The organism is Pseudomonas shirazensis, from assembly GCF_014268785.2.
In the GTDB taxonomy this organism is placed as follows: Bacteria; Pseudomonadota; Gammaproteobacteria; order Pseudomonadales; family Pseudomonadaceae; genus Aquipseudomonas; species Aquipseudomonas shirazensis.
This window is the reverse complement of sequence record NZ_JABWRD020000001.1, coordinates 1,716,862-1,742,898: the sequence shown is the minus strand read 5'-3', so window position 1 is coordinate 1,742,898 and position 26,037 is coordinate 1,716,862. Positions and strand designations below refer to the sequence as shown.

Below are 26,037 nucleotides of genomic sequence, written 5' to 3'. Positions count from 1 at the left end.
CCACGGCGCGCCATGGGCAAAAGGTCGAGAGGCTACGAGCGGTGATGGTGGATGCATCAGTCGAGCGTCAAGCGGCTGGGATGCGGTAACAGCCCAGACTTTGTGGCCTTCGAGGGCCGGGGGCAAGCCGCGATTTCCGGGGATTCGCCCCCATGACCTTACGGTCAGGGCCGGAGTATACCAAACCCTTTGGGCTAATCAGCAAGGCCAAGTGGTATCAGCGCATTTATAAGACCAAAGACTTACCTGCAATGTGGTGGATTGCCGCAGGTGCAAGCCCGGCCTTGCAGGTCGGCAGATGTGGTTTAGGCTGATTGGATCGCATGATGTCCAACCACACCCGACTCCGGAGTAGTGCAAGCATGGGATACCAGAAAATCACGGTGCCGACCGACGGCGCCAGGATCACCGTTAATGCCGACCATTCGCTCAATGTGCCCGACAATCCGATCATTCCTTATATCGAAGGCGATGGCATCGGGGTCGATGTTTCCCCGGTGATGATCAAGGTAGTCGATGCCGCGGTGCACAAGGCCTACGCCGGCAAGCGCAAGATCGCCTGGATGGAGGTCTATGCCGGTGAAAAAGCTACGCAGGTGTATGACCAGGACACCTGGCTGCCGCAAGAGACCCTCGACGCAGTCAAAGAATACGTGGTGTCGATCAAAGGCCCGCTGACCACGCCGGTCGGCGGCGGCATCCGCTCGCTGAACGTGGCCCTGCGCCAACAGCTTGACCTGTATGTGTGTCTGCGCCCGGTGGTGTGGTTCGAGGGCGTGCCGAGTCCGGTGAAAAAGCCGGGAGACGTCGACATGGTGATCTTCCGGGAAAACTCCGAAGACATTTATGCCGGCATCGAGTGGAAGGCCGGTTCGCCCGAAGCCATCAAAGTGATCAAGTTTCTCAAGGAGGAAATGGGCGTCACCAAGATCCGCTTCGACCAGGACTGCGGCATCGGCGTCAAACCGGTCTCCAAGGAAGGCACCAAGCGCCTGGTGCGCAAGGCCTTGCAGTATGTGGTCGACAATGACCGCGAGTCGCTGACCCTGGTCCACAAGGGCAACATCATGAAATTCACCGAGGGCGCGTTCAAGGACTGGGGCTACGAGGTGGCCAAGGAAGAGTTCGGCGCCGAGTTGCTCGATGGCGGGCCCTGGATGCAGTTCACCAACCCCAAGAGTGGCAAGAAGGTGGTGGTCAAGGATGCGATCGCCGATGCCATGCTGCAGCAGATCCTGCTGCGCCCGGCAGAGTATGATGTGATTGCCACGCTCAACCTGAACGGTGACTACCTGTCCGATGCGCTGGCGGCAGAAGTGGGCGGGATTGGCATCGCGCCTGGGGCGAACCTGTCGGATACCGTGGCAATGTTCGAAGCGACGCACGGTACCGCGCCCAAGTATGCTGGCCAGGACAAGGTCAACCCGGGGTCGGTTATCCTCTCAGCCGAAATGATGCTGCGGCATATTGGCTGGACCGAGGCTGCCGACCTGATCATCAAAGGCACCAACGGCGCAATTGCGGCGAAAACCGTTACCTATGATTTCGAGCGCCTGATGGACGGCGCTACGCTGGTGGGTAGCTCAGGTTTTGGCGATGAGATGATCAAACACATGTAGACACGAAAAACCGATCGCCTCGTTCAAGAGGCGATCGGCCCGTTCACATCTCAGCGGCAGGCAAATGGTCAGGCAGTGGCCTTCGTGCGTTCAGTCGCCGGATCTGCTGAACTTGTGACCTCGGCTTTGGCGTCGCTGATGTTCACCGCGTGCAGGCCCTTGGGGCCCTGGATGATGTCGAACTTGACCAGCTGGCCTGCCTTCAGCGTCTTGTATCCGTCCATTACGATGGCCGAATAGTGGGCAAAGAGGTCTTCAGTCTTGCCGTCTTCGTTGACGAACCCGTAGCCCTTGGCATTGTTGAACCACTTGACTTTACCGCTTGTCATCCCTATGTCCCTCTGCAAAGGACTCCATCACTGGAGTATCATCCACGTATCCGCATACGAACCTTGCGAAAAATCTGGTTGACTGCGCGGATCTTTATCGCCCACGGTGGGTTCTATTGGTTGTAACACCGTTTTGCCGATAGTCAAGGTCATGCGGCGCCTGCGCCGGCGCCAGCCCTATGCGGTCAACCCACAACCTTAACTTGTCGATGTGATGAAATTCTTTCCATGCATGCACACAGTCAGATTCGACTAACATTCAATCAGGATGGTCCTCAGACCAACGAGGACGATGGCTCCGGTCTGGCTGTTCAAGAAGCCAAGCCGATCCTGCAGGCGCCACCCATGTACAAGGTGGTTTTATTCAACGATGACTACACGCCAATGGATTTCGTCGTCGAAGTGCTCGAGACGTTCTTTAGTTTGAACCGCGAGCTGGCGACCAAGATCATGCTGACCGTCCATACCGAAGGGCGGGCAGTATGCGGATTGTTTACCCGCGATATCGCCGAAACGAAGGCGACGCAGGTCAACCAATACGCCCGGGAGAGCCAGCATCCGCTACTCTGTGAAATCGAGAAGGACGGTTAATCGCCGACCACTTGGGTATGAGGTGAAGCTATGTTAAACCGCGAGCTCGAAGTCACCCTCAATCTGGCCTTCAAGGAGGCCCGTTCGAAGCGTCATGAGTTCATGACCGTCGAACATCTGCTGTTGGCACTCCTAGACAATGAGGCGGCCGCAACCGTTCTACGCGCCTGTGGCGCCAATCTCGACAAGCTCAAGCACGACCTGCAAGAGTTCATCGACTCCACTACCCCCCTGATTCCGGTGCACGACGAAGACCGCGAAACCCAGCCAACCCTGGGCTTCCAGCGCGTGCTGCAACGCGCGGTGTTCCATGTGCAGAGTTCGGGCAAGCGTGAAGTGACCGGCGCCAATGTGCTGGTGGCTATCTTCAGCGAGCAGGAAAGTCAGGCCGTGTTTCTGCTCAAGCAGCAGAGCGTGGCCCGTATCGACGTGGTCAACTTCATTGCCCACGGCATTTCCAAGGTGCCAGGCCATGGGCCGAGCGCCGACAGCGACCAGGATATGCAGGATGAAGAGGGTGGCGAAACGTCGTCCTCGAGCAATCCGCTGGATACCTATGCCAGCAACCTCAACGAGCAGGCGCGTCAGGGTCGTATCGATCCGTTGGTGGGTCGTGAGCAAGAAGTCGAGCGCGTAGCGCAGATTCTCGCTCGCCGGCGCAAGAACAACCCGTTGCTGGTCGGTGAAGCGGGCGTCGGCAAGACGGCCATCGCCGAAGGCCTGGCCAAACGTATCGTCGACGGTCAGGTGCCTGATCTGCTGGCGCAGAGCGTGGTCTATTCGCTCGATCTCGGCGCACTGCTGGCCGGGACCAAGTACCGTGGCGATTTCGAGAAGCGCTTCAAGGCGCTGCTTGGTGAGCTGAAAAAACGTCCGCAGGCGATCCTGTTCATCGATGAGATCCACACCATCATCGGTGCTGGGGCGGCCTCGGGCGGGGTAATGGATGCGTCCAACCTGCTCAAGCCACTGCTCTCGTCAGGTGATATACGCTGCATCGGCTCGACTACCTTCCAGGAATTTCGTGGCATCTTCGAGAAGGACCGGGCCTTGGCGCGGCGCTTCCAGAAGGTCGATGTGTCGGAGCCGTCGGTGGAAGACACCGTGGGTATCCTGCGTGGGCTGAAAGGCCGCTTCGAGTCGCATCACCACATCGAGTACAGCGACGAGGCCCTGCGCGCCGCTGCCGAGCTGGCTGCGCGTTATATCAATGACCGGCATATGCCGGACAAGGCCATCGACGTGATCGACGAGGCGGGTGCCTACCAGCGTCTGCAGCCGGAGGCCAATCGGGTCAAGCGCATCGAAGTCGCGCAGGTCGAAGATATCGTCGCGAAAATCGCTCGGATTCCGCCAAAGCACGTGTCCAGCTCCGACAAGGAGCTGCTGCGTAACCTGGAGCGCGACCTGAAACTGACTGTATTTGGTCAGGATCCAGCGATCGACTCGCTGTCGACTGCGATCAAGCTGTCGCGAGCCGGCCTCAAGGCCCCGGACAAGCCCGTAGGCTCGTTCCTGTTCGCTGGCCCTACCGGCGTCGGCAAAACCGAGGCTGCGCGTCAGCTGGCCAAGGCGCTGGGCGTTGAGCTGGTGCGCTTCGACATGTCCGAATACATGGAACGGCACACTGTGTCGCGCCTGATCGGTGCGCCGCCAGGCTATGTCGGTTTCGACCAAGGTGGCTTGCTCACCGAGGCAATCACCAAGCAGCCGCACTGCGTACTGCTGCTCGACGAGATCGAGAAGGCCCACCCGGAAGTCTTCAACCTGCTGCTGCAGGTGATGGACCACGGTACCCTGACCGACAACAACGGGCGCAAGGCGGATTTCCGCAACGTGATTCTGATCATGACCACCAACGCCGGCGCCGAAACTGCCGCGCGGGCTTCCATTGGCTTTACCCATCAGGACCATGCGTCGGATGCGATGGAAGTCATTCGCAAGAGCTTCACGCCGGAATTCCGCAACCGCCTGGATACCATCATCCAGTTCGGTCGCCTGAGCCACGAGACGATCAAAAGCATCGTCGACAAGTTCCTTATCGAACTGCAGGCTCAGCTGGAAGACAAGCGTGTACTGCTTGAGGTCAGTGACGAGGCACGTGGCTGGCTGGCTGCCAGCGGCTATGACGTGCAGATGGGTGCCCGGCCGATGGCACGGCTTATCCAGGACAAGATCAAGCGGCCCTTGGCTGAAGAGATTCTGTTCGGTGAGCTGGCCGAGCATGGCGGCGTGGTGCACATCGAGCTACGTGATGGCGAGTTGGTGTTCGACTTCGAGACCACTGCCGAAGTGGCGTGATCGAGCAGAGTGGGCCGCCTCGGCGGCCCTTTTTCTTTGGCCACAAAAAAGCCCGGCACATTGGCCGGGCTTTTTCATGGCTGGAGCTTAACGAGCGCGGTAAGTGATGCGGCCCTTGCTCAGGTCATAAGGCGTCAGTTCGACGCGAACCTTGTCGCCAGTGAGAATACGGATGTAGTTCTTGCGCATTTTTCCGGAGATATGCGCGGTTACGACGTGCCCATTTTCCAACTCCACGCGGAACATGGTGTTGGGCAGGGTGTCGACGACAGTGCCTTCCATTTCGAAGCTGTCTTCTTTCGACATGCAGTAAAGCCCTCGGTATCCAGTGTAGGCCCGACGCGCAACTGCACCGGGCAAAAAAGTGGCGTGGATTATGCCCGAAAAGAGTATTTCAAGCCAATGCTTTCAATTGAGGCTGACCCAACGTTGGTTGATCAGCAGTTCGATGGGGCGATACTGGGTCTTGTAGCTCATCTTTTTGCAATTCTTGATCCAGTAGCCAAGGTACACCGCCTCAAGGTTCTGGCGCAGTGCATCGCTGATCTGCCAGAGAATGGCGAAGCGCCCCAGGCTGCGGCGTTCTTCATCCGGCTCGTAGAAGGTGTACACCGCCGACAGCCCGTTGGGCAGCATATCGCATACCGCCACCGCAAGCAGCCGTCCATGCAGACGAAACTCATAGAACCAGCAGAATGGCAGATCGCGCACCAGAAAGGTGGAAAACTGATCCCGACTGGGCGGATACATGTCGCCGTCGCTGTGGCGCTGCTCGATGTAGCGCCGATAAAGGTCGAAATATTCTTCTTTGAACGACGGCCGGGCGGCAGTCACCTGCAGATCGCTGTTGCGCTTGAGGATACGCCGCTGCTGGCGGTTGGGGATGAAGCGGGCGACGGGGATGCGCGCTGGCACGCAGGCATTGCAGTTTTGGCAATGCGGGCGATACAGGTGGTCGCCACTGCGGCGAAAGCCCATTTCGGAGAGGTCGGCATACACATCGACGTCCATCGGCTGGCTAGGGTCGAGGAACAGCGTGGTGGCCTGCTCATCAGGCAGGTAGCTGCAGGAGTGGGGCTGAGTGGCATAGAACTTCAACCGCGCCAACTCTGTCATGATCGACCCCTCGGCAAGACGTAGTCCTAAGTGTAAGCCAGCTGGGCAAACTCGCCTAGCGAACCCAGCTGACCTCGACGGGCTGGTCGAGATGGCGTGCGAGGTGCTCGGCAAAGCTTTCGCGGCTGATTGCGCGAGCGCCTAGGCTGTGCAGGTGGTTGGTGGGCATCTGGCAGTCGATCAGAACGAAACCAGCCGCGCGCAGATGCTCGACCAGGGTCACGAAGCCGACCTTGGAGGCATTGTCGGCGCGGCTGAACATCGACTCGCCAAAAAACAGCCGACCCATGGCCAGGCCGTACAGGCCGCCAACCAGCTCGCCGTTCTCGCGCACTTCAACCGAGTGGGCGAAGCCGCGCCGGTGCAGCTCGCAGTAGGCGGCGCGCATGGGGTCGGTGATCCAGGTGCCGTCGGCGTAGTCGCGTGGCGCTGCACAAGCGGCGATTACCGTTTCGAAGTCAGTATCGAAACTGACCTGGTAACGCTGCTGGCGGATCAGCTTGGCCAGCGAGCGTGACACGTGCAGCTCGTCGGGGAACAACACCGTGCGTGGGTCGGGTGACCACCAGAGAATGGGCTGACCATCCTGAAACCACGGAAAGCAGCCATGCCGATAGGCCTGAACCAGGCGCTCAGGGCTCAGGTCGCCGCCAGCGGCAAGTAATCCGTTGGGCTCCTGCAGAGCCTTTGTCAGGGGCGGAAAGGTCAGCGAGTCGCGGGTCAGCCAGGTCAGCATGGGCATCATGTGCAGTGGGGGAGGGGAGGGCTGACAGCATGGCCCGCCCTCGTCAGCAGGTCAATCCAACGCCAACCCGCAGCGCTGACGCTCGCCAAGGCAATTGCCAGCAGATTTTTCAGGCAATCGGCACCAACCCGAGGCTTTGTTGTCACACCTGTGCAAAAACACAGCATAAGCCTTTGTCACGCAAGGCAATGCGTGCTCAAATTGCACCCATGAAAGTTTGCTCACCGTTCGCGCCCATCCGGCGCGCCGCCATGGCGGCTGGCGGGCAGTAATGTTAAAAGTACGGGTTCATTGACCGGACATCGGGTCGATCACTACTGGACGCGCAGCAAGCGCAGGAATAGACGCGTTTTGAAGAAATCCACCGCAACTCCGCCCCCTCTGCCGGTACCGATGTGGCGCCAGCAGTTGCATTATCGCCTCAAGGAAGGTGCGCTGATCGCCGTCGGCGCGCTGTGCCTGTACCTGTGGATGGCGCTGCTGACCTACGACACCGCCGACCCAGGCTTCACTCACACCAGCAATGTCGATCAGGTGCAGAACGCGGCTGGCCGCGCTGGCGCGTATTTCGCCGACATTCTGTTCATGGTGCTGGGCTACTTCGCCTATATCTTCCCGTTGCTGCTGGGGATCAAGACCTGGCAGATCTTCCGTGAGCGTCATCAGCCGTGGCAGTGGAGTGGCTGGTTGTTCTCGTGGCGGCTGATTGGTCTGGTGTTTCTGGTGTTGTCGGGCGCAGCCTTGGCCCATATCCATTTCCACCCGTCGGCAAGTCTGCCGTTCTCGGCCGGCGGCGCGCTGGGCGAGAGCCTCGGCGACCTGGCCCGCAGCCTGTTGAATGTGCAGGGCAGCACGCTGATGTTCATTGCCCTGTTCCTGTTCGGCCTGACGGTGTTCACCGATCTGTCCTGGTTCAAGGTCATGGACATGACCGGCAAGATCACCCTCGACCTGTTCGAGCTGGTGCAAGGTGCGGCCAATCGCTGGTGGGAAGCGCGCAACGAGCGCAAACGCCTGGTGGCGCAGCTGCGTGAGGTCGACGAGCAGGTCGACACGGTCGTAGCGCCGGTGGTGGCCGACAAGCGCGAGCAGCTCAAGGCGCGCGAACGCATCATCGAGCGTGACGACGCGCTGACCAAGCACGTTGCCCAGCGCGTCCAGCAGCCGGCGCCGGTGATCATGCCAACCCCGGTCAAGGCGCCGGAGCCGAGCAAACGCATCCTCAAGGAAAAACAGACGCCGCTGTTCGTCGACAGCGCCGTCGAAGGCACTCTGCCGCCGATCTCGATCCTCGATCCGGCAGAAGAAAAGAAAATCGAATACTCGCCAGAGTCTCTGGCCGGTGTTGGCCATCTGCTGGAAATCAAGCTCAAGGAGTTTGGTGTCGAGGTCTCGGTTGACTCGATCCATCCTGGCCCGGTGATCACTCGTTACGAGATCCAGCCGGCAGCCGGGGTCAAGGTCAGCCGTATCGCCAACCTGGCCAAGGATCTGGCCCGTTCCCTGGCTGTGACCAGCGTGCGGGTGGTCGAGGTTATCCCCGGCAAGACCACCGTCGGTATCGAGATCCCCAACGAGAACCGGCAGATGGTGCGCTTCTCCGAAGTGCTGTCGTCGTCCCAGTACGATGACGCCAAGTCGCCAGTAGCATTGGCCCTGGGTCATGACATCGGCGGCAAGCCGGTGATCACCGACCTGGCCAAGATGCCGCACTTGCTGGTGGCCGGTACCACCGGCTCGGGTAAGTCGGTGGGGGTCAACGCCATGATCCTGTCGATCCTGTTCAAGTCCGGCCCGGAAGACGCCCGCTTGATCATGATCGACCCGAAAATGCTCGAGCTGTCGATCTACGAAGGCATTCCGCACCTGCTCTGCCCGGTCGTTACCGACATGAAGGACGCAGCCAACGCCCTGCGCTGGAGCGTTGCCGAAATGGAGCGCCGCTACAAGCTGATGGCGGCCATGGGCGTACGGAACCTGGCCGGCTTCAACCGCAAGATCAAGGATGCCCAGGAGGCTGGCGAGGTCATTCATGACCCGTTGTACCGTCGCGAGAGCATGGATGACGAGCCGCCAACCCTGAAAACCCTGCCGACCATCGTCGTGGTGGTCGACGAGTTCGCCGACATGATGATGATCGTCGGCAAGAAGGTGGAAGAACTGATCGCCCGTATCGCGCAGAAGGCGCGGGCGGCGGGTATTCACCTGATCCTCGCTACCCAACGGCCATCGGTTGACGTCATCACCGGCCTGATCAAGGCCAATATCCCGACCCGTATGGCGTTCCAGGTGTCGAGCAAGATCGACTCGCGGACCATCATCGACCAGGGCGGCGCCGAGCAGTTGCTGGGTCACGGTGACATGCTCTACATGCCGCCGGGTACCAGCCTGCCGATCCGCGTGCACGGTGCGTTCGTCTCCGACGAAGAAGTCCACCGCGTGGTGGAAGCGTGGAAGCTGCGTGGCGCGCCGGACTACAACGACGACATCCTCAACGGTGTCGAAGAGGCCGGCAGCGGCTTTGAAGGCAGCAGCGGTGGCGGTGATGACGATGCCGAAACCGACGCCCTGTATGACGAAGCCGTGCAGTTCGTACTTGAAAGCCGCCGCGCCTCGATCTCGGCCGTGCAGCGTAAGCTGAAAATCGGCTACAACCGCGCCGCGCGGATGATCGAGTCGATGGAAATGGCCGGGGTAGTCACCGCCATGAACACCAACGGCTCGCGCGAAGTGATTGCGCCGGGCGGCCCACGCGATTGATCATCACCCTGCCGGGCGCCAATCACGGCGCCCGGCCCATCTACTGTTCAACGAGGATTTCCATGCGCGCGATTCGCATGCTGTTGGTTTCCGCCCTGGCTCTGGGCACCCTGTCGGCGCATGCCGGCGAGAACGATGTGAGGCGCCTGACCGATCTGCTCGAGAAGTCGCAGACCATCGAAGCCAGGTTCTCCCAGTTGACCCTGGATGCCGGCGGCACCAGCCTGCAGGAAACTGCAGGCGAGATGACCGTCAAGCGCCCGGGCCTGTTCTACTGGCACACCGATGCGCCGCAGGAGCAGGTAGTGGTGTCCGATGGTCAGAAGGTCACCCTGTGGGACCCGGACCTGGAACAGGCCACGGTAAAAAAGCTCGATGTGCGCCTGAACCAGACCCCGGCGCTGCTGCTGTCCGGTGATGTCTCCAAGATCAGCCAGAGCTTCGATATCACCTCCAAGGAACAAGGCGAGGTGATGGACTTCACCCTCAAGCCAAAAACCAAGGACACCCTGTTCGATTCCCTGCGCATCTCCTTCCGCAAGGGTCTGATCAACGACATGCAATTGATTGACAGCGTTGGCCAGCGCACCAACATCCTGTTCACTGCGGTCAAGGCCAACCAGCCGGTGCCGGCTAACAAGTTCAAGTTCGATGTACCGCAAGGCGCGGACGTCATCCAGGAATAATCAGAGGCCGTCATGGACCTGTTTCGTAGTGAACCCGTCTCGCAGCCACTGGCTGCCCGGCTGCGTCCGTCCAACCTGGACGAGTATGTAGGCCAGGAGCACCTGCTGGCGCGCGGCAAGCCGCTGCGCGAGGCGCTGGAGCAGGGGGCGCTGCACTCGATGATTTTCTGGGGCCCGCCGGGGGTTGGCAAGACCACCCTGGCGCGGCTGCTGGCGCAGTTCTGTGATGCCCACTTCGAAACGGTCTCGGCAGTATTGGCTGGTGTCAAGGAGATCCGCCAGGCGGTTGAGGTGGCCAAGCAGCAGGCTGCTCAATACGGCCGGCGGACCATCCTGTTCGTCGATGAAGTGCACCGCTTCAACAAGTCGCAGCAGGATGCATTTCTGCCGTTCGTTGAAGACGGCACGCTGATTTTTATCGGTGCGACCACCGAGAATCCCTCATTCGAATTGAACAACGCCTTGCTCTCGCGGGCGCGCGTCTATGTGCTCAAAAGCCTGGATGAGGATGCGTTGCGAAAATTGGTCAATCGCGCCCTCAGCGAAGAGCGCGGCCTGGGCAAGCGTCAGCTGACGGTGGGCGATGAAGCCTTCAAGATGCTCATGGCCGCTGCCGACGGTGACGGCCGGCGCATGCTCAACTTCCTCGAGAACGCCTCGGACCTGGCCGAAGACGGCGCTGATATCGGCGTTGATCTGCTGCAGAGCCTGCTCGGCGACAGCCGCCGGCGCTTCGACAAGGGCGGCGAGGCGTTCTACGACCAGATATCGGCGCTGCACAAGTCAGTGCGCGGCTCCAACCCGGATGGCGCGCTGTACTGGTACGCGCGCATGCTCGATGGTGGCTGCGACCCGCTGTACATCGCCCGGCGCGTGGTGCGCATGGCCAGCGAAGACATCGGCAACGCCGACCCGCGGGCGCTGAGCCTGTGCCTGTCGGCGTGGGACGTGCAGGAGCGCCTCGGCAGCCCGGAAGGCGAGCTGGCAGTGGCCCAGGCCATCACCTACATCGCCTGTGCGCCGAAGAGCAACGCGGTGTACATGGGCTTCAAGGCGGCCATGCGCGAAGCAGCCGAGCACGGCTCGCTGGAAGTGCCGTTGCACCTGCGCAATGCGCCGACCAAATTGATGAAGCAACTGGGCTACGGCGAAGAATACCGCTACGCCCACGATGAGCCGGATGCCTACGCTGCAGGCGAAGACTATTTCCCGGACCAGCTCGAACCACGACCTTACTATCAACCCGTGCCACGCGGCCTGGAACTGAAGATCGGCGAGAAGCTGCGCCACCTCGCCGAGCTCGATCGCAACAGCCCTCGCCAGCGGAGAAAACCATGATTGCCTTGATTGCGGCCGTCAGTGCCGGCGGCGTCGCCGGCACCCTGCTGCGGTTTGCCACCAGCAACTGGGTCAGCTCCCACTGGCCACGGCACTTCTATCTCGGTACGCTGGCGGTCAATCTGGTCGGCTGCTTGCTGATCGGCCTGCTGTACGGGCTGTTTCTGTACAAACCGATGGTCCCGGTCGAGCTACGCGCTGGTTTGATCGTCGGTTTTCTCGGCGGGCTGACCACGTTTTCGTCATTTTCGCTCGATACCGTGCGCCTGCTGGAAAACGGCCAGATACCTCTGGCCCTGGGCTATACCGCTATTAGCGTATGCGGCGGGTTGCTTGCCACCTGGGCCGGCCTGTCGCTAACCAAATTCTGAACCAACACACCTATAACGAGAGAACGATATGCTCGATGCCAAACTGTTACGCGGCCAACTTCAGGAAGTGGCGGATCGCCTGGCCTCCCGTGGCTTTAGCCTGGATGTCGCGCGCATCGAATCACTGGAAGAGCGCCGCAAGGCGGTGCAGACCCGTACCGAACAGCTGCAGGCTGAGCGTAACGCCCGTTCCAAGTCGATCGGCCAGGCCAAAGCCAAGGGCGAAGACATCGCGCCGCTGATGGCTGATGTCGAGCGCATGGCCAACGAACTGGCGGCTGGCAAGACCGAGCTGGACGAGATCCAGGCTGAGCTGGACGGCATTCTGCTGACCATCCCCAACCTGCCGGACGCCAGCGTGCCGGTCGGTGCCGATGAAGACGGCAACGTCGAAGTGCGCCGCTGGGGCACCCCGCGTGCCTTCGACTTCGAGGTCAAAGACCACGTTGCCCTGGGTGAAATCAGCGGTGGCCTGGACTTCGAGACCGCGGCCAAGCTCTCCGGCGCGCGCTTTGCCCTGCTGCGTGGACCGATCGCCCGCCTGCACCGCGCCCTGGCGCAGTTCATGATCAACCTGCACACCAGCGAGCACGGCTACGAAGAGGCCTATACCCCGTACCTGGTGCAGGCGCCTGCCTTGCAGGGCACCGGCCAGCTGCCGAAGTTCGAGGAAGACCTGTTCAAGATCAGTCGCGAAGGCGAAGCTGACTTCTATTTGATCCCGACCGCCGAAGTTTCGCTGACCAACATCGTTGCCGGCGAAATCCTCGACGCCAAGCAAATGCCGATCAAGTTCGTTGCGCACACACCGTGCTTCCGCAGCGAAGCCGGTGCGTCGGGCCGCGATACCCGCGGCATGATCCGTCAGCACCAATTCGACAAGGTCGAAATGGTCCAGATCGTCGAGCCGAGCAAGTCGATGGAAGCGTTGGAAGGCCTGACCGCCAACGCCGAGCGCGTCCTGCAACTGCTGGAGCTGCCGTACCGGGTATTGGCCCTGTGCACCGGCGACATGGGCTTCAGTGCGGTCAAGACCTATGACCTGGAAGTGTGGGTGCCGAGCCAGGACAAGTTCCGCGAGATCAGCTCGTGCTCCAACTGTGGCGACTTCCAGGCGCGCCGCATGCAGGCGCGCTGGCGCAACCCGGAAACCGGCAAACCCGAGCTGGTGCACACTCTCAACGGCTCCGGCCTGGCGGTAGGTCGTACCCTGGTCGCGGTACTCGAGAACTACCAGCAGGCCGACGGTTCGATCCGTGTGCCGGAAGTACTCAAGCCGTACATGGGCGGCGTCGAGGTCATCGGTTAAATGGATTACCTGCCGCTGTTTCACAAGTTGCGGGGCGGCCGGGTACTGGTCGTCGGCGGTGGCGAAATCGCCCTGCGCAAGGCGCGCTTGCTGGCCGATGCCGGCGCCGCGCTGCGCGTGGTGGCGCCGCAAATCGACAGCCAGCTGATCAGCTTGACCGAGGCAACCGGCGGCGAGGTACTGGTGCGTGGCTACCAGGTCACGGACCTGGAAGGGTGCCGGCTGGTGATCGCTGCCACCGACGATCCGCAGCTCAATGCTCAGGTGTCGGCCGAAGCTCAGGCACGCAGCCTGCCGGTCAACGTGGTCGATGCGCCGGCCCTGTGTACGGTGATCTTCCCGGCCATCGTCGATCGCTCGCCGTTGGTGGTAGCAGTGTCCAGTGGCGGCGATGCGCCGGTGTTGGCGCGGCTGATCCGGGCCAAGCTGGAAGCCTGGATTCCGGCGGCCTATGGGGAACTGGCCGGGCTTGCCGCGCGGTTTCGCCATCAGGTGAAATCGCTGTACCCGGACGTCAATCAGCGCCGCGGCTTCTGGGAGACGGTGTTCCAGGGCCCGATTGCCGAGCGTCAGCTGGCCGGGCAGAGCGCTGAAGCCGAGCGTTTGTTGCAAGCGATGGTCGACGGCGCACCGGTGCAGCAGGGCGGTGAGGTGTATCTGGTGGGGGCTGGCCCGGGTGATCCGGACCTGCTGACCTTTCGTGCCTTGCGCCTGATGCAGCAGGCCGATGTGGTGCTGTACGACCGCTTGGTGGCACCGGCGATCATCGACATGTGCCGGCGCGATGCTGAGCGGATCTACGTCGGCAAGCGCCGCGCCGATCACTCGGTGCCGCAGGAGCAGATCAATCAGCTGCTGGTTGAGCTGGCCTTGCAGGGCAAGCGCGTATTGCGGCTCAAGGGCGGCGACCCGTTCATCTTCGGCCGCGGTGGCGAAGAGATCGAGGAGCTGGCCGAGCATGGTATTCCGTTTCAGGTAGTCCCAGGCATCACCGCTGCCAGCGGTTGCTCGGCGTACGCCGGGATTCCGCTGACTCACCGTGATTACGCGCAGTCAGTGCGCTTCGTTACCGGTCACCTGAAGGACGGTAGCAGCAACCTGCCGTGGCACGATCTGGTTTCACCTGGGCAGACTCTGGTGTTCTACATGGGCCTGGTCGGCTTGCCGACGATTTGCGCCGAACTGATTCGCCATGGCCGTGCGGCGACTACGCCAGCGGCCTTGGTGCAGCAGGGCACCACGCGTAATCAACGAGTGTTCACCGGCACGTTGGCAGATCTGCCGGCGATGGTGGCTGAGCATGAAGTGCATGCGCCGACCCTGGTGATCGTGGGTGAGGTAGTGCAGTTGCGCGAGAAGCTGGCTTGGTTCGAAGGCACTCAGGACTAAGCTGCGCTGCTATGTTTGAAAACTCGGGGCCATGGCTGTCAGGTTGTAAAAACCTGCGGCAATGGCCCCGAGTCTTCTTAGGGTTGTGGGCCTAGAACAGCGGCACCGAATAGCTGACGGTCAAGCGGTTCTGATCCTGATCCCACTCGCTGGGCACGCCACTGCGCAACATGCCATTGCGCCAGCTGAACCCCAGCCCCTTGAAGGTGCCGCCCTGCACCACATAATCCAAGGCGATATCGCGCTCCCATTCCTTTTCGTCGCCGCCTGAGGCCATGCGGATATTCGTGCCCTTCAGGTAAGTGACCGATGCCACCAGCCCTGGCACACCGAGTGCGGCGAAATTGTAGCCGTACTGACCAAAAGTGGTGCGCTCGCCAGCGCGGGTAAAGCTGGTCACCAGGCGGTCAGTGAACAGGTAGATGCTCGACCCTGCGGCGCCTTCGCCGGTATTGCCCTGGTTGAGCTGAACGAAGTTACCACTGTCGGACACGCGCTGATGCCCGAGCAGTACGCTGTGGCCGCCAATGGCATAGGTGAACATGGCGCTCCAGGTATCGTTGTCGATCTTGCCGGGCGTATCTGCCAAGCCACTGACGCGATACCCCTCGCCGCGCCCGCTGGCCGAATCGTTGCGCCCGCTTGCATCGGTCTTGAAGTAGCGCAGGTCGGTGGTCAGCGACTGGTTGTCGCTCAGTGCCCATACATGCACCAGGCCGCCGAAGTGCTGCACGTAATAATCTTCGAGCTGGGCGGCGTAGTACTGCAGCTTGAGCGCCTTGCTCAGTTGATAGTCGGCACCGGCGAAGATGAACTCGTTGCTTTGCTCGGTGCCGCCCGCCACGGCCAGCCCTGAGCGGTTGGTCGAGGCGCGCCCGGTGGCATGCTCGAGGCGACCGCCGATGAGGGTCAGGCCGTCGATTTCTTGCGAGGTGATCATGCCGCCTTCAAATGTCTGCGGTAGCACCCGACCATCGTTGGCCACCAGAATCGGCAGCTTGGGCTGCAAGGTGCCGTAGCGCGCTTCGGTTTTGGACAAGCGCATCTTGCCGGTCAGGCCCAGCCGGCTCCATTCGTCGACGGCGCTGCCGTCGCTGTCGTCGGGGATCATCGAGCTGCCGCGATGATTGCCGGCGCCGCCGTCCAGGCGCACCCCAAGCAGGCCGAGGGCATCGACGCCAAAGCCGACCGTGCCGTCGGTGAAGCCTGACTTGTAGTCGAGCATGAAGCCCTGCGCCCATTCGGCCGTCTTGCTTTGCCCGGCGGCACCGGGGCGGTCGCGCATGTCGTTGTTGAAGTAGTAGTTGCGCAGGTTGAGCGTGGCCTTGCCATCTTCGATGAAGGCCGCCTGGGCGGCGGGGACGAGCAGGGCGCTGGTAGCGGTCAGCAGTGAAAGGTGCATTAAGGGCTTTCTTGTCATTGTTGTTTTCCTGATGCGGTGGGGCGCCCAACGCGCGGGCGCAAGAAAGCCGGGCGCGGCAACGCCCGGGTGATGCTCTTCAATAAGGACAGTCAGTCAGGCAGCCATTCCTGCAAGGTCAGCTCGACTGTGATGAACGACAGGTTGCGGCCACGCTGCAGGCGGCCGGCGAAGATCTTGCCGTCGGCGTCGGCCAGCACCGCTTGCAGGCTGCTCGCGCCGGGGGCGATTTCGCCACTGAGGCTGAGGATTTCCACACCCGGGCCTGGCACATGGATGTCCTGCATGCCGCTGCGGCCCAGGTACTGCAACTCGCCGTCGATCAAGCTGCCGAGGCCGCCACGGACCACCGCCAGGCTGATTCCGTGGCTGGCGCAGAGGGCCTCGGCGCTGTCGATGATGTCTTCGTTGGGTTTGAGCCGGGCCACTACAAGGCGGCCAAGCCGGCCGCTCTGTACCTGCGCTTCGCTCTGGATTGCTGCAGTGTTCATGACGCCTCCTGGAACACCGGATGAAGCAGGTTGAAGTGGGTCTCGGCATCAGGCTTGACCTGATAGGCGACCTGGTCGAACAGGCACAGGCGCAGCACCAGCGGTTCGCTGCCGACCACCAGCCGGTCGAGCACCAGATGGCCGCCATGCTGCTGACCGTCGCGGTCGATGAAGCCGGCGTGGCAGTGCAGCAGCGGCGCGCCGTGGGCATCGCGGCCGACGGTGAGGGCGCCGCTGACAAAGGTGATATAGCCGTCCAGCACCACCGCCTGGCCATAGTCGTAGGGCCGTTGCTGGTCAGTGGTGGTGACCATGCGGTGATAGCTCAGGTGCGCTGCGCCGCCACACAGAATGCGCCCGACTGCACTGCGATAGCGGCGGCCCTCCAGCGCCTGCAGGAGGCCTTGGGCAACGTTGCAGGCCAGTGGCAGCACTACGCGCAGTTCTTCGCAGTCCGGCACTTCACAGTCGAGCAAGCGCGGCTGTTGCGGTTGGCCGCCGTGGATGAAAACGCGCACGCCGTTGCGCTCTTCAAAATGCGGGTTCATAGCACCGCCTCGCTGGCGTCGAGCAGGGCGCGGATCTGTTTTTTGACGATTTTGCCGTAGCCGGACTTGGGCATCTCGGTCCAGCGCACAAAACGCTTCGGCCATTTATAGCGGGCCAGGCGCGGCTCCAGGTGGGCCAGCAGTTGCTCGTCGCTGACCTCGGCAGTGACCACGATCACGGCGCAGCCGCACTCGCCCCACTTCTCGTCGGGCAGCCCCAGCACTGCGACTTCGGTGACTGCCGGATGAGTCAGCAGCGCCTCTTCGATCTCGCGTGGATATACGTTGGAGCCGCCGGAGATGTACATGTCCGAGGCGCGCCCAGTGATGAATAGATAACCCTCTTGGTCAACGTGGCCGAGGTCACCGGTGTGGAACCAGCCATGGCGGAAGCACTCGGCGTTGGCCTTGGGATTGTTGTAGTAGCCGGCGAACACGGCCGGGCCGCGCACGCAGATCTCGCCATCGCTGCCGGTTGGCAGTTCAGTGCCGTGCTCATCGAGGATGGCCACCTGCATGCCGGTGCGCGGGTAGCCGCAGGAGCCGACCTTGACCTGGGGGCTGTCCTCGGCATCGTGGCAGTCCGCCGGCAGCACGGTGATGTTGCCGGTCACTTCGCCAAGGCCGTAGTACTGCACCAGCACCTTGCCCAGGGTGCGCAGAGCGTGGCACTGATCGGCGCGGTACATCGGCGCGCCCGCGTAGATCACATAGCGCAGGCTGCTGTGGTCGTAACGGTCGACGGCCGGGTCTTCGGTGAGCATCTTGACGATGGTTGGCACGGTGAACAGGTTGTCGACCCGGTGCTCCTCGACCAGCCGCCAGGCTTCGTCGCAGTCCAGCCGGTCGCCTGCCGGTAGCACGCAGGCGGCGCCACGGGCGGCGTTGATCAGGGCATGGATACCGGCGCCATGGGACAATGGCGCCAGCACCAGCGAGCGCGAGTGTGGGCTCAGGCCGGGCATCAGGTCAGCCAGGTGATTGTTGATGACGAACGCCATTTGGCCGTGGGTGAGGATGCCCGCCTTGGGGTGGCCGGTGGTGCCGGAGGTGTAGAAGAACCACAGCGGGTCGTGGTAGCTCACCTCGGCGGGGCGAAACGCTGGTTGCAGTGGCGCGCCTTGGTCGAGCAGGGCGTCATAGCTCAGCTCGCCGTCGCGCGGGGCGCCGATGGCGATGACCATGCGCAGTGCTGGCGAAGCTTCGCGAACTGCGTCGACATAGGCCGCCATGCCATCGTCGTAAAGCATCGCCACCGCGCCGCTGGAACTGCCCAGGTAAGCCGCTTCGGGCGGGGTGATGCGCACGTTGGTCGGCACCCAGACCATGCCCAGGCGGAACGCCACCCAGGCACTCTCGAACAGCTGCAAATTGTTGCGCGAGTGCACCAGCAGCTTGTCGCCCTTGCCCAGGCCGCGCTCGCGCAGGGCTGCGGCGACGCTGTCGACGCGGGTCAGCAGTTGCTGCCAGCTGTAGCTGTCGGCACCGCGGATGAAGCCGGGGGCATCGGGCAGGCGCCGGGCGATCTGGGCGAGCAGCTCGCCGAGGTTCATGACATTGTCGATCCCGGTCATTGCACAGCCTCCAGGATGCTGACGTAGTTGGTTACCGCCGCGCCGCCCATATTGAACACCCCGGCACGGTCAGCCCGTGGCAGCTGCATGTCGCCAGCCTGGCCGGTTAGCTGCATGGCGGCCATTACGTGCATCGACACGCCGGTAGCGCCGATCGGGTGGCCTTTGGACTTGAGCCCGCCCGACGGGTTGACCGGCAGGCGGCCATCCTTGCGGCTGATGCCTTCGGCAATCACCCGCGCGCCCTGGCCGCGTGGCGCCAGGCCCATGGCTTCGTATTCGAGCAGTTCGGCGATGGTGAAGCAGTCATGGGTCTCGACCAGTGACAGGTCGGCCAGGCTCAAGGCGGCCTCGCTCAAGGCCTGCTGCCAGGCGCGTGCGGCGCCTTCGAACACGGTCGGGTCGCGGCGTGACAGCGGCAGGTAATCGTTGACCTGTACCGCAGCGCGGAAGCGCACAGCCGGTTGTTGCCCGGGCAGTTGTTCGGCACGGCTGATCACCAGCGCCGCAGCGCCATCAGTAATCAGCGAGCAGTCGCTGCGCTTGAGCGGGCCGGCCACAAACGGGTTTTTCTCGGACGGGTTACGGCAGAAGTCATAGCCGACATCCCGGCGCATATGAGCAAACGGGTTGAGGGCGCCGTTGGCGTGGTTTTTTGCAGCGATCATCGCCAGCGCGTCGGACTGATCGCCGTGGCGCTCGAAGTAGGCCTGGGCGATGTTGCCGAACACACCGGCAAAGCCGTTTTCGATCTGCGCTTCTTCACGGGCATAACAGCACTTGAGCAGGATCTTGCCGACTTCGGCGGTGGGCAGCCCGTTCATCTTCTCGAAGCCCACCACCAGGGCATGGCGGGCCTGGCCACTGAGCACGGCCTGCAGCGCCGAGTGGATCGCTGCGGAGCCTGTCGAACAGGCGTTTTCAACCCGCACCGACGGGGTGAAGCGTAGCGCCGGCAGATGATTGGCCAGCAGCGCGGAAGGGAAGTCCTGGTAGATCAGGCCTGCATTGAAGTGGCCGACGTGAACCGAGTCGATCTGCTCGGCGTCGAGCCCGGCGTGCTGTAGGGCGCCGATGGCGGCATCGGCCATCATCTGCTCGGGGTCGATATCGGGAAACTTGCCGAATGGGGAGTGGTACCAACCGCTGATGACCGGGGAATCCATGAGGTGCGTCCTCGCATGATGTTGTTTGCGAGGTCAATAGCAAGGGCGGTGCCAAGCTCGGTAAGAGCCCTCTAGGCTGGGGCTTTGCTGGCGCAAGAGGGTGGTTATCGGTAGCGAATGCCGGTCTACAGGTGTCGCCCTGGCTGCCAGGGCGACAGTTCAAGGAGACACCTGTTACACCTGCTGGGCGCCTCTGACAGGCCTGTCACAAAATCTAACAAGCCCTCGGATAAATAATTTCTCAAGAGAAATCAGTTGCTTGCCCGGTGCTTGCGAGCCTGCAAAGGGGGCCTGCTGAGCGCTGTTACTCAAGCGTGGCACCCGTATTGCTAACAACATGCCTATCATCGCCGCAACTCGATCAATAAGAACAAATAGGTCAGGAGAGCTTCATGAGCGATTTCACCCGCCGTTCCTTTATCAAGACCGCCTCGCTGGCAGGGGCTGCTGTCGCCGCTGCCGGGATGGGCCTGTACAGCGGCAACAGCCGCGCCGCCGACTTCAAACTGAAGTTTGCCAACAACCTGCCCATCAGCCACCCGATGAATATCCGTGCCCGGGAAATGGCCAAGGCGATCAAGGAGGAAACCAATGGCGCCTTGAGCGTGCAGGTGTTCCCCAGCAGCCAGTTGGGCAGCGACACCGATACCCTGGCGCAGGTGCGCTCGGGGGCGGTCGACCTGTTCTCGCTGTCGCCGGTGATCCTCGGCACCATGGTGCCGTCGGTGCAGATCAGCGCCGTCGGCTTTGCCTTCAAGGACTACCAGCAGGTCTGGAGTGCCATGGACGGCGCGCTCGGCGCTCATGTGCGCAGCGAGATCGCCAAGACCGGCACCCTGTTCGCCTACGACCGGATGTGGGACAACGGCTTCCGCGTGACCACCACCAGCACGCGCCCGGTGGCCACCCCGGATGACCTGCGCGGGATGAAGCTGCGTGTGCCGCCAAGCCCGATCATCATGTCGATCTTCCGTGCGCTGGATGCGGCGCCGACCAGCATCAACTTCGCCGAAGTGTATTCGGCGTTGCAGACGCGCATCGTCGAAGGGCAGGAAAACCCGCTGACCCTGGTGTCGTCGGCCAAGCTGTACGAGGTGCAGAAATACTGCTCGCTGACCAACCACGTCTGGGACGGCTTCTGGATGCTGGGCAACAGCGCTTCGATCGGGCGCCTGCCGCCTGAACTGCAAGAGGTGCTGCGCAAGCACATCGAGAAGGCAGTGATGGCCCAGCGCGCCGACCTTGCCACCCTTGAAGGCAGCACCCGCGACATCCTCAAGGGCAAAGGCCTGGAGCTGGTCGAGTCGCCGGCCGAGCCGTTCCGTGAGAAGCTGCGCAGCGCCAATTACTATGCCGACTGGCATGGCAAGTTCGGTGACGAGGCGTGGGCGATTCTTGAGCAGTTCTCCGGGAAGCTGGCCTGATGAGCGCGCCAGCCGTCATGGCCCCTAACCAATCGCTGCGCCTGCCGGCCCGGGCGCTGATCTGTCTGAACAGCTGGATCATGCGCGTCGTTGGCGCACTCGCCGTTACCTTGATGGTAATCGAGACGCTGGTGCTGCTGGCGGGGGTGATCTCCCGTTATGTGCTGCACAGCCCACTGATCTGGACCGACGAGCTGGCCTCGTCGCTGTTTATCTGGCTGTCGATGTTCGGCGCGGTGCTGGCACTCGACCGTGGCGAGCACATGCGCATGTCGGCCTTGGTCAACAAGCTGCCGATTGCTTGGCGCGGGTTCAGCGAGACGTTGTCGGCGCTGATCGTATGTTTGTTCGTGGCGATGATCATCTCACCGGCCATGGAACACTCCCACGAGCAGATGTCGATCACCACGCCGGCGCTGGGCATTCCCGACGGTGTGCGGGCGGCGGCCTTGCCGGTTGGCGCGGTTTTGATGCTGCTGGCTGCGGTGGCGCGGATGGCGCGTTATTCGACGGTGCGCCAGTTCATGGCCGGGCTGGTGGTGGTTGCGGCAGTGGCCGCGGTGCTGTGGCTGGCGCAGCCGCTGCTGGCGGCCATGGGTAACTACAATCTGGTGGTGTTCTTCCTGGTGTTGCTCGGTGCCTGCGTGTTTGGCGGTATCCCGATTGCTTTCGCCTTCGGCACTGCGACTATGGCCTATCTGGCGCTGGTGACTCATGCGCCGCTGTCGATCGTGGTCGGCCGGATGGACGAGGGCATGTCACATCTGGTCCTGCTGGCGGTGCCGCTGTTCGTGCTGCTCGGCGTGGTGCTGCAGCTGTCGGGCATGGCCCGCACGCTGATCGACTTCATGGCCTCGCTGCTCGGTCATGTCCGTGGCGGCCTGCAGTATGTGCTGCTGGGGGCGATGTTTCTGGTGTCGGGGATTTCCGGCTCGAAAGTGGCCGACATGGCTGCAGTCGCACCGGCGCTGTTCCCTGAAATGAAAAAACGCGGCTCCAAGCCCGAAGAACTGGCGGCGCTGCTGGCTGCTACCGGGGCCATGACCGAGACCATTCCGCCGAGCCTGGTGCTGATCACCATCGGTGCGGTGTGCAGCGTTTCGATTACCGCGCTGTTCATCGGCGGCCTGATGCCCGCCGTGGTCGCGACCATTGCCATTGCTGCGGTGTGCTGGTGGCGTTCACGCAAGGAAGACGCGCCGAAGATCGAGCGCGCGCCGATGTCGCGGGTGGGCAAGACCTTCCTCATCGCCTTGCCAGCCTTGGCCTTGCCGTTGCTGATCCGCGTGGCAGTGCTCGAAGGCGCGGCGACCGCGACCGAGGTGTCGACGATTGGTGTCGCCTACGTGGTGCTGGTCGGCCTGGTCATGCACTTGTTCATGCGTCATATCGACTTTGCCCGGCTGTATCCGATGCTGCTGGAAGCGGCGTCGCTGTCGGGGGCGATCCTGCTGATCATCGGCATGGCATCGGCGATGGCCTGGGCACTGACTCAATCTGGCTTCTCCGCCTCGCTGGTGGAACTGATCGAGGAAATCCCGGGCGGCACCTTCGGCTTCATGGTGGTGACGATTCTCGTGTTTCTGATTCTGGGCAGCGTGCTTGAAGGCATTCCGGCCATCGTACTGTTCGGCCCGTTGATGTTCCCGCTGGCCGAGATGCTTGGCATTCACCCGGTGCACTACGCCATGGTGGTGATCCTGGCGATGGGCGTGGGCTTGTTCGCGCCGCCGCTGGGGGTCGGTTTCTATGCCGCCTGCGCCATCAGCAAAACCTCGTCCGACCACGTTATTCGTCGCGTCTGGGGTTACCTCGGGGCGCTGCTGGTAGCGCTGGCGGTAGTAGCCTGCTTCCCGTGGATTTCCATTGGTTTCCTTTAAGAGAGTGCTGTCATGAGCCAAGCTGCGAAAACAACAACACGCAACGCGCCGGGCTATGGTCGGGTGGCCGTGGTGACCGGGGCTGCCATGGGCATCGGTGCTGCCATTGCCGAGCGCCTCGGCCACGATGGCCACACCGTGGTGGTGGCCGATATCAACCTTGCGGCGGCAGAGGAGATGGTCGCCGGGCTGCGGGTGCAGGGCATCGAGGCCCAGGCGATGGCCATCGATGTCGGTGATGCGCAGTCGATCAGCGCGTTGTTCGCAGCGCTGCGCGAGCGCTTTGGCCGCTGCGATGTGCTGGTCAACAATGCCGGCGTGGCGCGCACCCAGGCGTTTCTCGATACCGAGCTTGAAGGCTGGCAGCGCTTGATGAATATCAACCTGACCGGCACCTTGCTCTGCAGCCAGCACGCCGCGCAGCTAATGCGCGAACGGGGCTGGGGGCGCATCGTCAACGTTGCCTCGATCAGCGGTATGCGCGCCAGCATGGGCCGTACCGCCTATGGCACGTCGAAGGCGGCGGTGATCGGCCTGACCCGGCAGATGGCTGTGGAGCTGGCCGAGCACGGCATCACCGTCAATGGCATCGCGCCAGGGCCGGTGGATACGCCGCTGACCCAGGCGCTGCATTCGGCGGCCACCCGTGAGTCGTATGCCCGCGCGGTGCCGCTGCGCCGCTATGGCACGCCGGCGGAGATGGCTGGTGCGGTGGCGTTTCTTGCGTCCGAGGATGCCTCCTACATCAGTGGCCATGTGATCCCGGTGGACGGCGGGTTCATGGCTTCGGGCATTCTCGAAATCTGAGCGTTATCCCTCCAGCAGCCGCTGCGCGTGGTCCTCACGCGTAGCCTGCTCGCCGGCTTGCAGCGCCGCCTCGACGAAGGTGGCAATGCACGGGTTGTGATTGTCTGCCTTCCACACTGCGACTACTTCGATCACCGGCGCGTTGCGCAGCGGTTTGAAGCTGGTGGTGGCCAGGCGCATGTTGCGCATCGAGCGCGGCACGATGGCCACGCCCAGGCCTTCGCCGACCAGGTTGACGATGGTCTGCTGCAGGTTGATCTCCATGCCGATGTTCGGTGTCACGCCGTGTTGCAGGCAGTAGTTGCAGATCATGTCATGCAGCGCCGGGGCGATTCGCCGCGGCACGATAATGAACGGCTCGCCCGCCAATGATTGTGGCTCGATCAGCTCCTGCTGCATCAGGCGGTGGCCGGGTGGCAACACCAGGGTCATCTCTTCGCGGTACAGCGTGACCGTCTCCAGCCCGCTGCAGTCCTGCGGTCGGTACATGATGGCAACGTCTTTGTGGCCGCTGCTGATGTCCTGTGCCAGGTCCAGCGGCAGGGTCTCGGTCAGCTTCAGATTGACCTGCGGGAACAACGCAGCATACCGGCGGGTGATGGCCGGGGTGATGCTGTAGGCGGTCGACATCATGAACCCCACCGACAACTCGCCCGCAGCGCCGCGTGCCGCTGCCAGGGCGTTACGCTTGGCCTGCTCGAAGGCGGCGAACACCGTGCCGGTATCAAGGTAAAAGCGCTGCCCGGCCTCGGTCAGCTCGACCCGCCGCCGTGAGCGGTCGAACAGCTTCACCCCCAGTTCCTCTTCCAGCAGGGCAATTTGCCGCGACAGCGGCGGCTGGGAGATATGCAGGCGCTCGGCGGCGCGGCCGAAGTGCAGGGTCTCGGCCAGGGTGCGGAAGTACTGAAGATGGCGAAGTTCGATCATGATGCTCGCAAAGGTATCAGTGGATGCTTGATTATGTATTGGAAAATATAAGTCCGCCTACTTAATGTGATCAGGCCACACCCCATCGGCCCCGGCCACGCCACAAGCGTCGCCCGCCGACATAGTCACAAGCTATAGAACAATAAAAGGTGACGCTGATGCATTCCCTGACCGACCCTGCTGTTTGCCACGCCGAAGTTGCCGAAACCGATATCGCCCACGACAGTGACCCGCAGGTGCGCCAGGCGTTTCGCCGGGCGCTGCGCTTGATGGAGCGCGGCATCGCGGTATTGATCCGCGGTGAAACCGGGACCGGCAAAGAGATCCTCGCCCGCGCCCTGCATGCCCACAGCCAACGCCGCGCCGCGCAGATGGTGGCGCTCAACTGTGCCTCGATCCCGGAGACACTGATCGAGAGCGAGCTGTTCGGCTACAGCCGTGGGGCGTTTTCCGGGGCATTGCCCGGCGGCAAGAAGGGCAAGGTGCAGCAGGCGGATGGCGGCACCTTGTTCCTCGACGAGATCGGCGACATGCCTTACGAGCAGCAGACTCGCCTGCTGCGGGTAATCGCTGAGCGTGAGGTGACCCCGCTGGGCGCCGAACGCAGCGTACCGGTCAACTTCGCCCTGGTCTGCGCGACCCACCAGGACCTGTCGGCGCGGGTAGCCGACGGCAGTTTCCGCGAAGACCTGTTCTATCGCATCGCCACCGGCGTGGTCGAGCTGCCGCCGCTGCGTGAGCGCGCCGACCGTGGCGAACTGCTGTGCAACATGGTCGCCCATGAATTGCCAGGCTGTGACCCGCGCCAGGTGATCAGCGCCGAAGTCTGGTCGCTGCTGTTGACCCACGCCTGGCCGGGCAACCTGCGCCAGATGCGCGCGGTGATCCGCTATGCCTGTGCGGTGATGGAAGGCACCCGGATCACCCGCGCCGACCTGCCAGTGGACTTTATCGCCCAGCTTCCCGTCGCCAACGCTCCTGTGCGCGTGGTGGTGCCAAACGTTACGCCGATCCGCCCGAGCCGCGCCGGTGACGAGCGCGCCGATGTGCTTGAGGTGCTGCAGACCTGCCGTTGGAACATGTCGGCGGCCGCGCGCGAGCTGGGCATCTGCCGGCCCTCGCTGTACCGGGTGCTGCGTCGGCTGGATATCCCGCCGCTCAAGGAACAGCTGGCGCTGGATGCCTGCCGCCGCGCCTGAGCCGCAACCCACCTGATCCTCTTTGCTTGAACACCCCTTGCTGCGCA

Annotated in this window: 23 protein-coding genes; 13 read left to right on the top strand and 10 right to left on the bottom strand. The window is 62.6% G+C overall.

Translation table 11 applies throughout. The features are described 5' to 3' along the window. Positions 1-362: 362 nt before the first annotated feature. Complete coding sequence (gene icd / locus HU736_RS07965) at positions 363-1,619, top strand: NADP-dependent isocitrate dehydrogenase (protein ID WP_186698888.1); 1,257 nt, start codon at positions 363-365, stop codon at positions 1,617-1,619. A 68-nt stretch (positions 1,620-1,687) separates the two neighbouring features. On the opposite strand, the gene cspD is transcribed toward icd, so the two are convergent. Next, the gene (cspD, locus tag HU736_RS07960; RefSeq protein WP_186698890.1) at positions 1,688-1,948 is read right to left on the bottom strand and encodes a cold shock domain-containing protein CspD; all 261 of its coding nucleotides are present in this window, start codon (positions 1,946-1,948) and stop codon (positions 1,688-1,690) included. Between the two features lie 228 nt (positions 1,949-2,176). On the opposite strand from cspD, the gene clpS reads away from it, so the two are divergent. Continuing rightward, positions 2,177-2,539 (top strand): ATP-dependent Clp protease adapter ClpS, encoded by a 363-nt coding sequence (gene clpS, locus HU736_RS07955; protein ID WP_101320839.1) that lies wholly within the window; start codon positions 2,177-2,179, stop codon positions 2,537-2,539. Between the two features lie 30 nt (positions 2,540-2,569). Then, a complete protein-coding gene (gene clpA, locus HU736_RS07950) occupies positions 2,570-4,840 on the top strand; it encodes an ATP-dependent Clp protease ATP-binding subunit ClpA (protein ID WP_101320837.1) in 2,271 nt (756 codons plus the stop codon). An 87-nt stretch (positions 4,841-4,927) separates the two neighbouring features. Here the strand turns inward: clpA and infA are convergent, their stop codons facing one another. From infA to aat, 3 genes are all read right to left on the bottom strand, one after another. Continuing rightward, the gene (gene infA / locus HU736_RS07945; RefSeq protein ID WP_002553999.1) at positions 4,928-5,146 is read right to left on the bottom strand and encodes a translation initiation factor IF-1; all 219 of its coding nucleotides are present in this window, start codon (positions 5,144-5,146) and stop codon (positions 4,928-4,930) included. A gap of 102 nt (positions 5,147-5,248) precedes the next feature. Further along, positions 5,249-5,956, bottom strand: a complete 708-nt coding sequence (locus HU736_RS07940; RefSeq protein ID WP_103437879.1) for an arginyltransferase — start codon at positions 5,954-5,956, stop codon at positions 5,249-5,251. A 55-nt stretch (positions 5,957-6,011) separates the two neighbouring features. Next, positions 6,012-6,692, bottom strand: coding sequence for a leucyl/phenylalanyl-tRNA--protein transferase (gene aat, locus HU736_RS07935; protein ID WP_186698892.1), 681 nt, complete (start codon positions 6,690-6,692; stop codon positions 6,012-6,014). A 402-nt stretch (positions 6,693-7,094) separates the two neighbouring features. Here aat and ftsK point away from each other — a divergent pair, with 402 nt between their 5' ends. From ftsK to cysG, 6 genes are all read left to right on the top strand, one after another. Continuing rightward, the gene (ftsK, locus tag HU736_RS07930; RefSeq protein WP_186699299.1) at positions 7,095-9,461 is read left to right on the top strand and encodes a DNA translocase FtsK; all 2,367 of its coding nucleotides are present in this window, start codon (positions 7,095-7,097) and stop codon (positions 9,459-9,461) included. A 62-nt stretch (positions 9,462-9,523) separates the two neighbouring features. Further along, positions 9,524-10,147 (top strand): outer membrane lipoprotein periplasmic chaperone LolA, encoded by a 624-nt coding sequence (gene lolA / locus HU736_RS07925; RefSeq protein ID WP_103437877.1) that lies wholly within the window; start codon positions 9,524-9,526, stop codon positions 10,145-10,147. 12 nt (positions 10,148-10,159) lie between these two features. Next, positions 10,160-11,485: a replication-associated recombination protein A gene (locus tag HU736_RS07920; protein ID WP_101320827.1), complete on the top strand. Its 1,326-nt coding sequence runs from the start codon at positions 10,160-10,162 to the stop codon at positions 11,483-11,485. Beyond that, positions 11,482-11,856, top strand: a complete 375-nt coding sequence (gene crcB / locus HU736_RS07915) for a fluoride efflux transporter CrcB (protein ID WP_186698894.1) — start codon at positions 11,482-11,484, stop codon at positions 11,854-11,856. Before HU736_RS07920 ends, crcB begins: the two co-directional genes overlap by 4 nt. 28 nt (positions 11,857-11,884) lie before the next feature. Beyond that, positions 11,885-13,165: a serine--tRNA ligase gene (gene serS, locus HU736_RS07910; RefSeq protein WP_101320823.1), complete on the top strand. Its 1,281-nt coding sequence runs from the start codon at positions 11,885-11,887 to the stop codon at positions 13,163-13,165. Continuing rightward, positions 13,166-14,554: a siroheme synthase CysG gene (gene cysG, locus HU736_RS07905; protein ID WP_186698896.1), complete on the top strand. Its 1,389-nt coding sequence runs from the start codon at positions 13,166-13,168 to the stop codon at positions 14,552-14,554. Positions 14,555-14,645: 91 nt separating this feature from the next. On the opposite strand, the gene HU736_RS07900 is transcribed toward cysG, so the two are convergent. The 5 genes from HU736_RS07900 to HU736_RS07880 form a co-directional block, all read right to left on the bottom strand. Beyond that, positions 14,646-15,956 (bottom strand): OprD family porin, encoded by a 1,311-nt coding sequence (locus tag HU736_RS07900; RefSeq protein WP_186698898.1) that lies wholly within the window; start codon positions 15,954-15,956, stop codon positions 14,646-14,648. A 110-nt stretch (positions 15,957-16,066) separates the two neighbouring features. Beyond that, the gene (locus tag HU736_RS07895) at positions 16,067-16,465 is read right to left on the bottom strand and encodes a PPC domain-containing DNA-binding protein (protein WP_101320816.1); all 399 of its coding nucleotides are present in this window, start codon (positions 16,463-16,465) and stop codon (positions 16,067-16,069) included. Beyond that, positions 16,462-17,013: a PPC domain-containing DNA-binding protein gene (locus tag HU736_RS07890; protein WP_186698900.1), complete on the bottom strand. Its 552-nt coding sequence runs from the start codon at positions 17,011-17,013 to the stop codon at positions 16,462-16,464. The genes HU736_RS07895 and HU736_RS07890 overlap by 4 nt, the downstream gene beginning before the upstream one ends. Beyond that, positions 17,010-18,587, bottom strand: a complete 1,578-nt coding sequence (locus HU736_RS07885) for an acyl-CoA synthetase (protein WP_103437871.1) — start codon at positions 18,585-18,587, stop codon at positions 17,010-17,012. Before HU736_RS07885 ends, HU736_RS07890 begins: the two co-directional genes overlap by 4 nt. Beyond that, entirely contained in the window at positions 18,584-19,753 is a 1,170-nt protein-coding gene (locus tag HU736_RS07880) for an acetyl-CoA acetyltransferase (protein ID WP_186698902.1), read from the bottom strand. Before HU736_RS07880 ends, HU736_RS07885 begins: the two co-directional genes overlap by 4 nt. Before the next feature lie 392 nt (positions 19,754-20,145). On the opposite strand from HU736_RS07880, the gene HU736_RS07875 reads away from it, so the two are divergent. Genes HU736_RS07875 through HU736_RS07865 form a run of 3 tightly spaced genes read left to right on the top strand, consistent with a single transcriptional unit; the run spans position 20,146 to position 23,864 of the window. Beyond that, complete coding sequence (locus HU736_RS07875; RefSeq protein ID WP_103437869.1) at positions 20,146-21,177, top strand: TRAP transporter substrate-binding protein; 1,032 nt, start codon at positions 20,146-20,148, stop codon at positions 21,175-21,177. Continuing rightward, positions 21,177-23,057: a TRAP transporter large permease gene (locus HU736_RS07870; protein WP_202883886.1), complete on the top strand. Its 1,881-nt coding sequence runs from the start codon at positions 21,177-21,179 to the stop codon at positions 23,055-23,057. Before HU736_RS07875 ends, HU736_RS07870 begins: the two co-directional genes overlap by 1 nt. Positions 23,058-23,069: 12 nt before the next feature. Next, the gene (locus tag HU736_RS07865) at positions 23,070-23,864 is read left to right on the top strand and encodes an SDR family NAD(P)-dependent oxidoreductase (protein WP_103437868.1); all 795 of its coding nucleotides are present in this window, start codon (positions 23,070-23,072) and stop codon (positions 23,862-23,864) included. Positions 23,865-23,867: 3 nt separating this feature from the next. On the opposite strand, the gene HU736_RS07860 is transcribed toward HU736_RS07865, so the two are convergent. Next, positions 23,868-24,791, bottom strand: a complete 924-nt coding sequence (locus tag HU736_RS07860; RefSeq protein ID WP_103437867.1) for a LysR family transcriptional regulator — start codon at positions 24,789-24,791, stop codon at positions 23,868-23,870. Between the two features lie 158 nt (positions 24,792-24,949). Between HU736_RS07860 and HU736_RS07855 the strand changes: the two genes are divergently transcribed. Continuing rightward, positions 24,950-25,990, top strand: coding sequence for a sigma-54-dependent Fis family transcriptional regulator (locus HU736_RS07855; RefSeq protein WP_186698904.1), 1,041 nt, complete (start codon positions 24,950-24,952; stop codon positions 25,988-25,990). Positions 25,991-26,037 lie beyond the last annotated feature (47 nt).

Excerpts from the sequence above, each read along its gene's own strand:
- icd (WP_186698888.1), top strand. The coding sequence starts at position 363 with ATGGGATACCAGAAAATCACGGTGCCGACCGACGGCGCCAGGATCACC.
- cspD (WP_186698890.1), bottom strand. The coding sequence starts at position 1,948 with ATGACAAGCGGTAAAGTCAAGTGGTTCAACAATGCCAAGGGCTACGGG.
- clpS (WP_101320839.1), top strand. The coding sequence starts at position 2,177 with ATGCATGCACACAGTCAGATTCGACTAACATTCAATCAGGATGGTCCT.
- clpA (WP_101320837.1), top strand. The coding sequence starts at position 2,570 with ATGTTAAACCGCGAGCTCGAAGTCACCCTCAATCTGGCCTTCAAGGAG.
- infA (WP_002553999.1), bottom strand. The coding sequence starts at position 5,146 with ATGTCGAAAGAAGACAGCTTCGAAATGGAAGGCACTGTCGTCGACACC.
- HU736_RS07940 (WP_103437879.1), bottom strand. The coding sequence starts at position 5,956 with ATGACAGAGTTGGCGCGGTTGAAGTTCTATGCCACTCAGCCCCACTCC.
- aat (WP_186698892.1), bottom strand. The coding sequence starts at position 6,692 with ATGCTGACCTGGCTGACCCGCGACTCGCTGACCTTTCCGCCCCTGACA.
- ftsK (WP_186699299.1), top strand. The coding sequence starts at position 7,095 with ATGTGGCGCCAGCAGTTGCATTATCGCCTCAAGGAAGGTGCGCTGATC.
- lolA (WP_103437877.1), top strand. The coding sequence starts at position 9,524 with ATGCGCGCGATTCGCATGCTGTTGGTTTCCGCCCTGGCTCTGGGCACC.
- HU736_RS07920 (WP_101320827.1), top strand. The coding sequence starts at position 10,160 with ATGGACCTGTTTCGTAGTGAACCCGTCTCGCAGCCACTGGCTGCCCGG.
- crcB (WP_186698894.1), top strand. The coding sequence starts at position 11,482 with ATGATTGCCTTGATTGCGGCCGTCAGTGCCGGCGGCGTCGCCGGCACC.
- serS (WP_101320823.1), top strand. The coding sequence starts at position 11,885 with ATGCTCGATGCCAAACTGTTACGCGGCCAACTTCAGGAAGTGGCGGAT.
- cysG (WP_186698896.1), top strand. The coding sequence starts at position 13,166 with ATGGATTACCTGCCGCTGTTTCACAAGTTGCGGGGCGGCCGGGTACTG.
- HU736_RS07900 (WP_186698898.1), bottom strand. The coding sequence starts at position 15,956 with ATGCACCTTTCACTGCTGACCGCTACCAGCGCCCTGCTCGTCCCCGCC.
- HU736_RS07895 (WP_101320816.1), bottom strand. The coding sequence starts at position 16,465 with ATGAACACTGCAGCAATCCAGAGCGAAGCGCAGGTACAGAGCGGCCGG.
- HU736_RS07890 (WP_186698900.1), bottom strand. The coding sequence starts at position 17,013 with ATGAACCCGCATTTTGAAGAGCGCAACGGCGTGCGCGTTTTCATCCAC.
- HU736_RS07885 (WP_103437871.1), bottom strand. The coding sequence starts at position 18,587 with ATGACCGGGATCGACAATGTCATGAACCTCGGCGAGCTGCTCGCCCAG.
- HU736_RS07880 (WP_186698902.1), bottom strand. The coding sequence starts at position 19,753 with ATGGATTCCCCGGTCATCAGCGGTTGGTACCACTCCCCATTCGGCAAG.
- HU736_RS07875 (WP_103437869.1), top strand. The coding sequence starts at position 20,146 with ATGAGCGATTTCACCCGCCGTTCCTTTATCAAGACCGCCTCGCTGGCA.
- HU736_RS07870 (WP_202883886.1), top strand. The coding sequence starts at position 21,177 with ATGAGCGCGCCAGCCGTCATGGCCCCTAACCAATCGCTGCGCCTGCCG.
- HU736_RS07865 (WP_103437868.1), top strand. The coding sequence starts at position 23,070 with ATGAGCCAAGCTGCGAAAACAACAACACGCAACGCGCCGGGCTATGGT.
- HU736_RS07860 (WP_103437867.1), bottom strand. The coding sequence starts at position 24,791 with ATGATCGAACTTCGCCATCTTCAGTACTTCCGCACCCTGGCCGAGACC.
- HU736_RS07855 (WP_186698904.1), top strand. The coding sequence starts at position 24,950 with ATGCATTCCCTGACCGACCCTGCTGTTTGCCACGCCGAAGTTGCCGAA.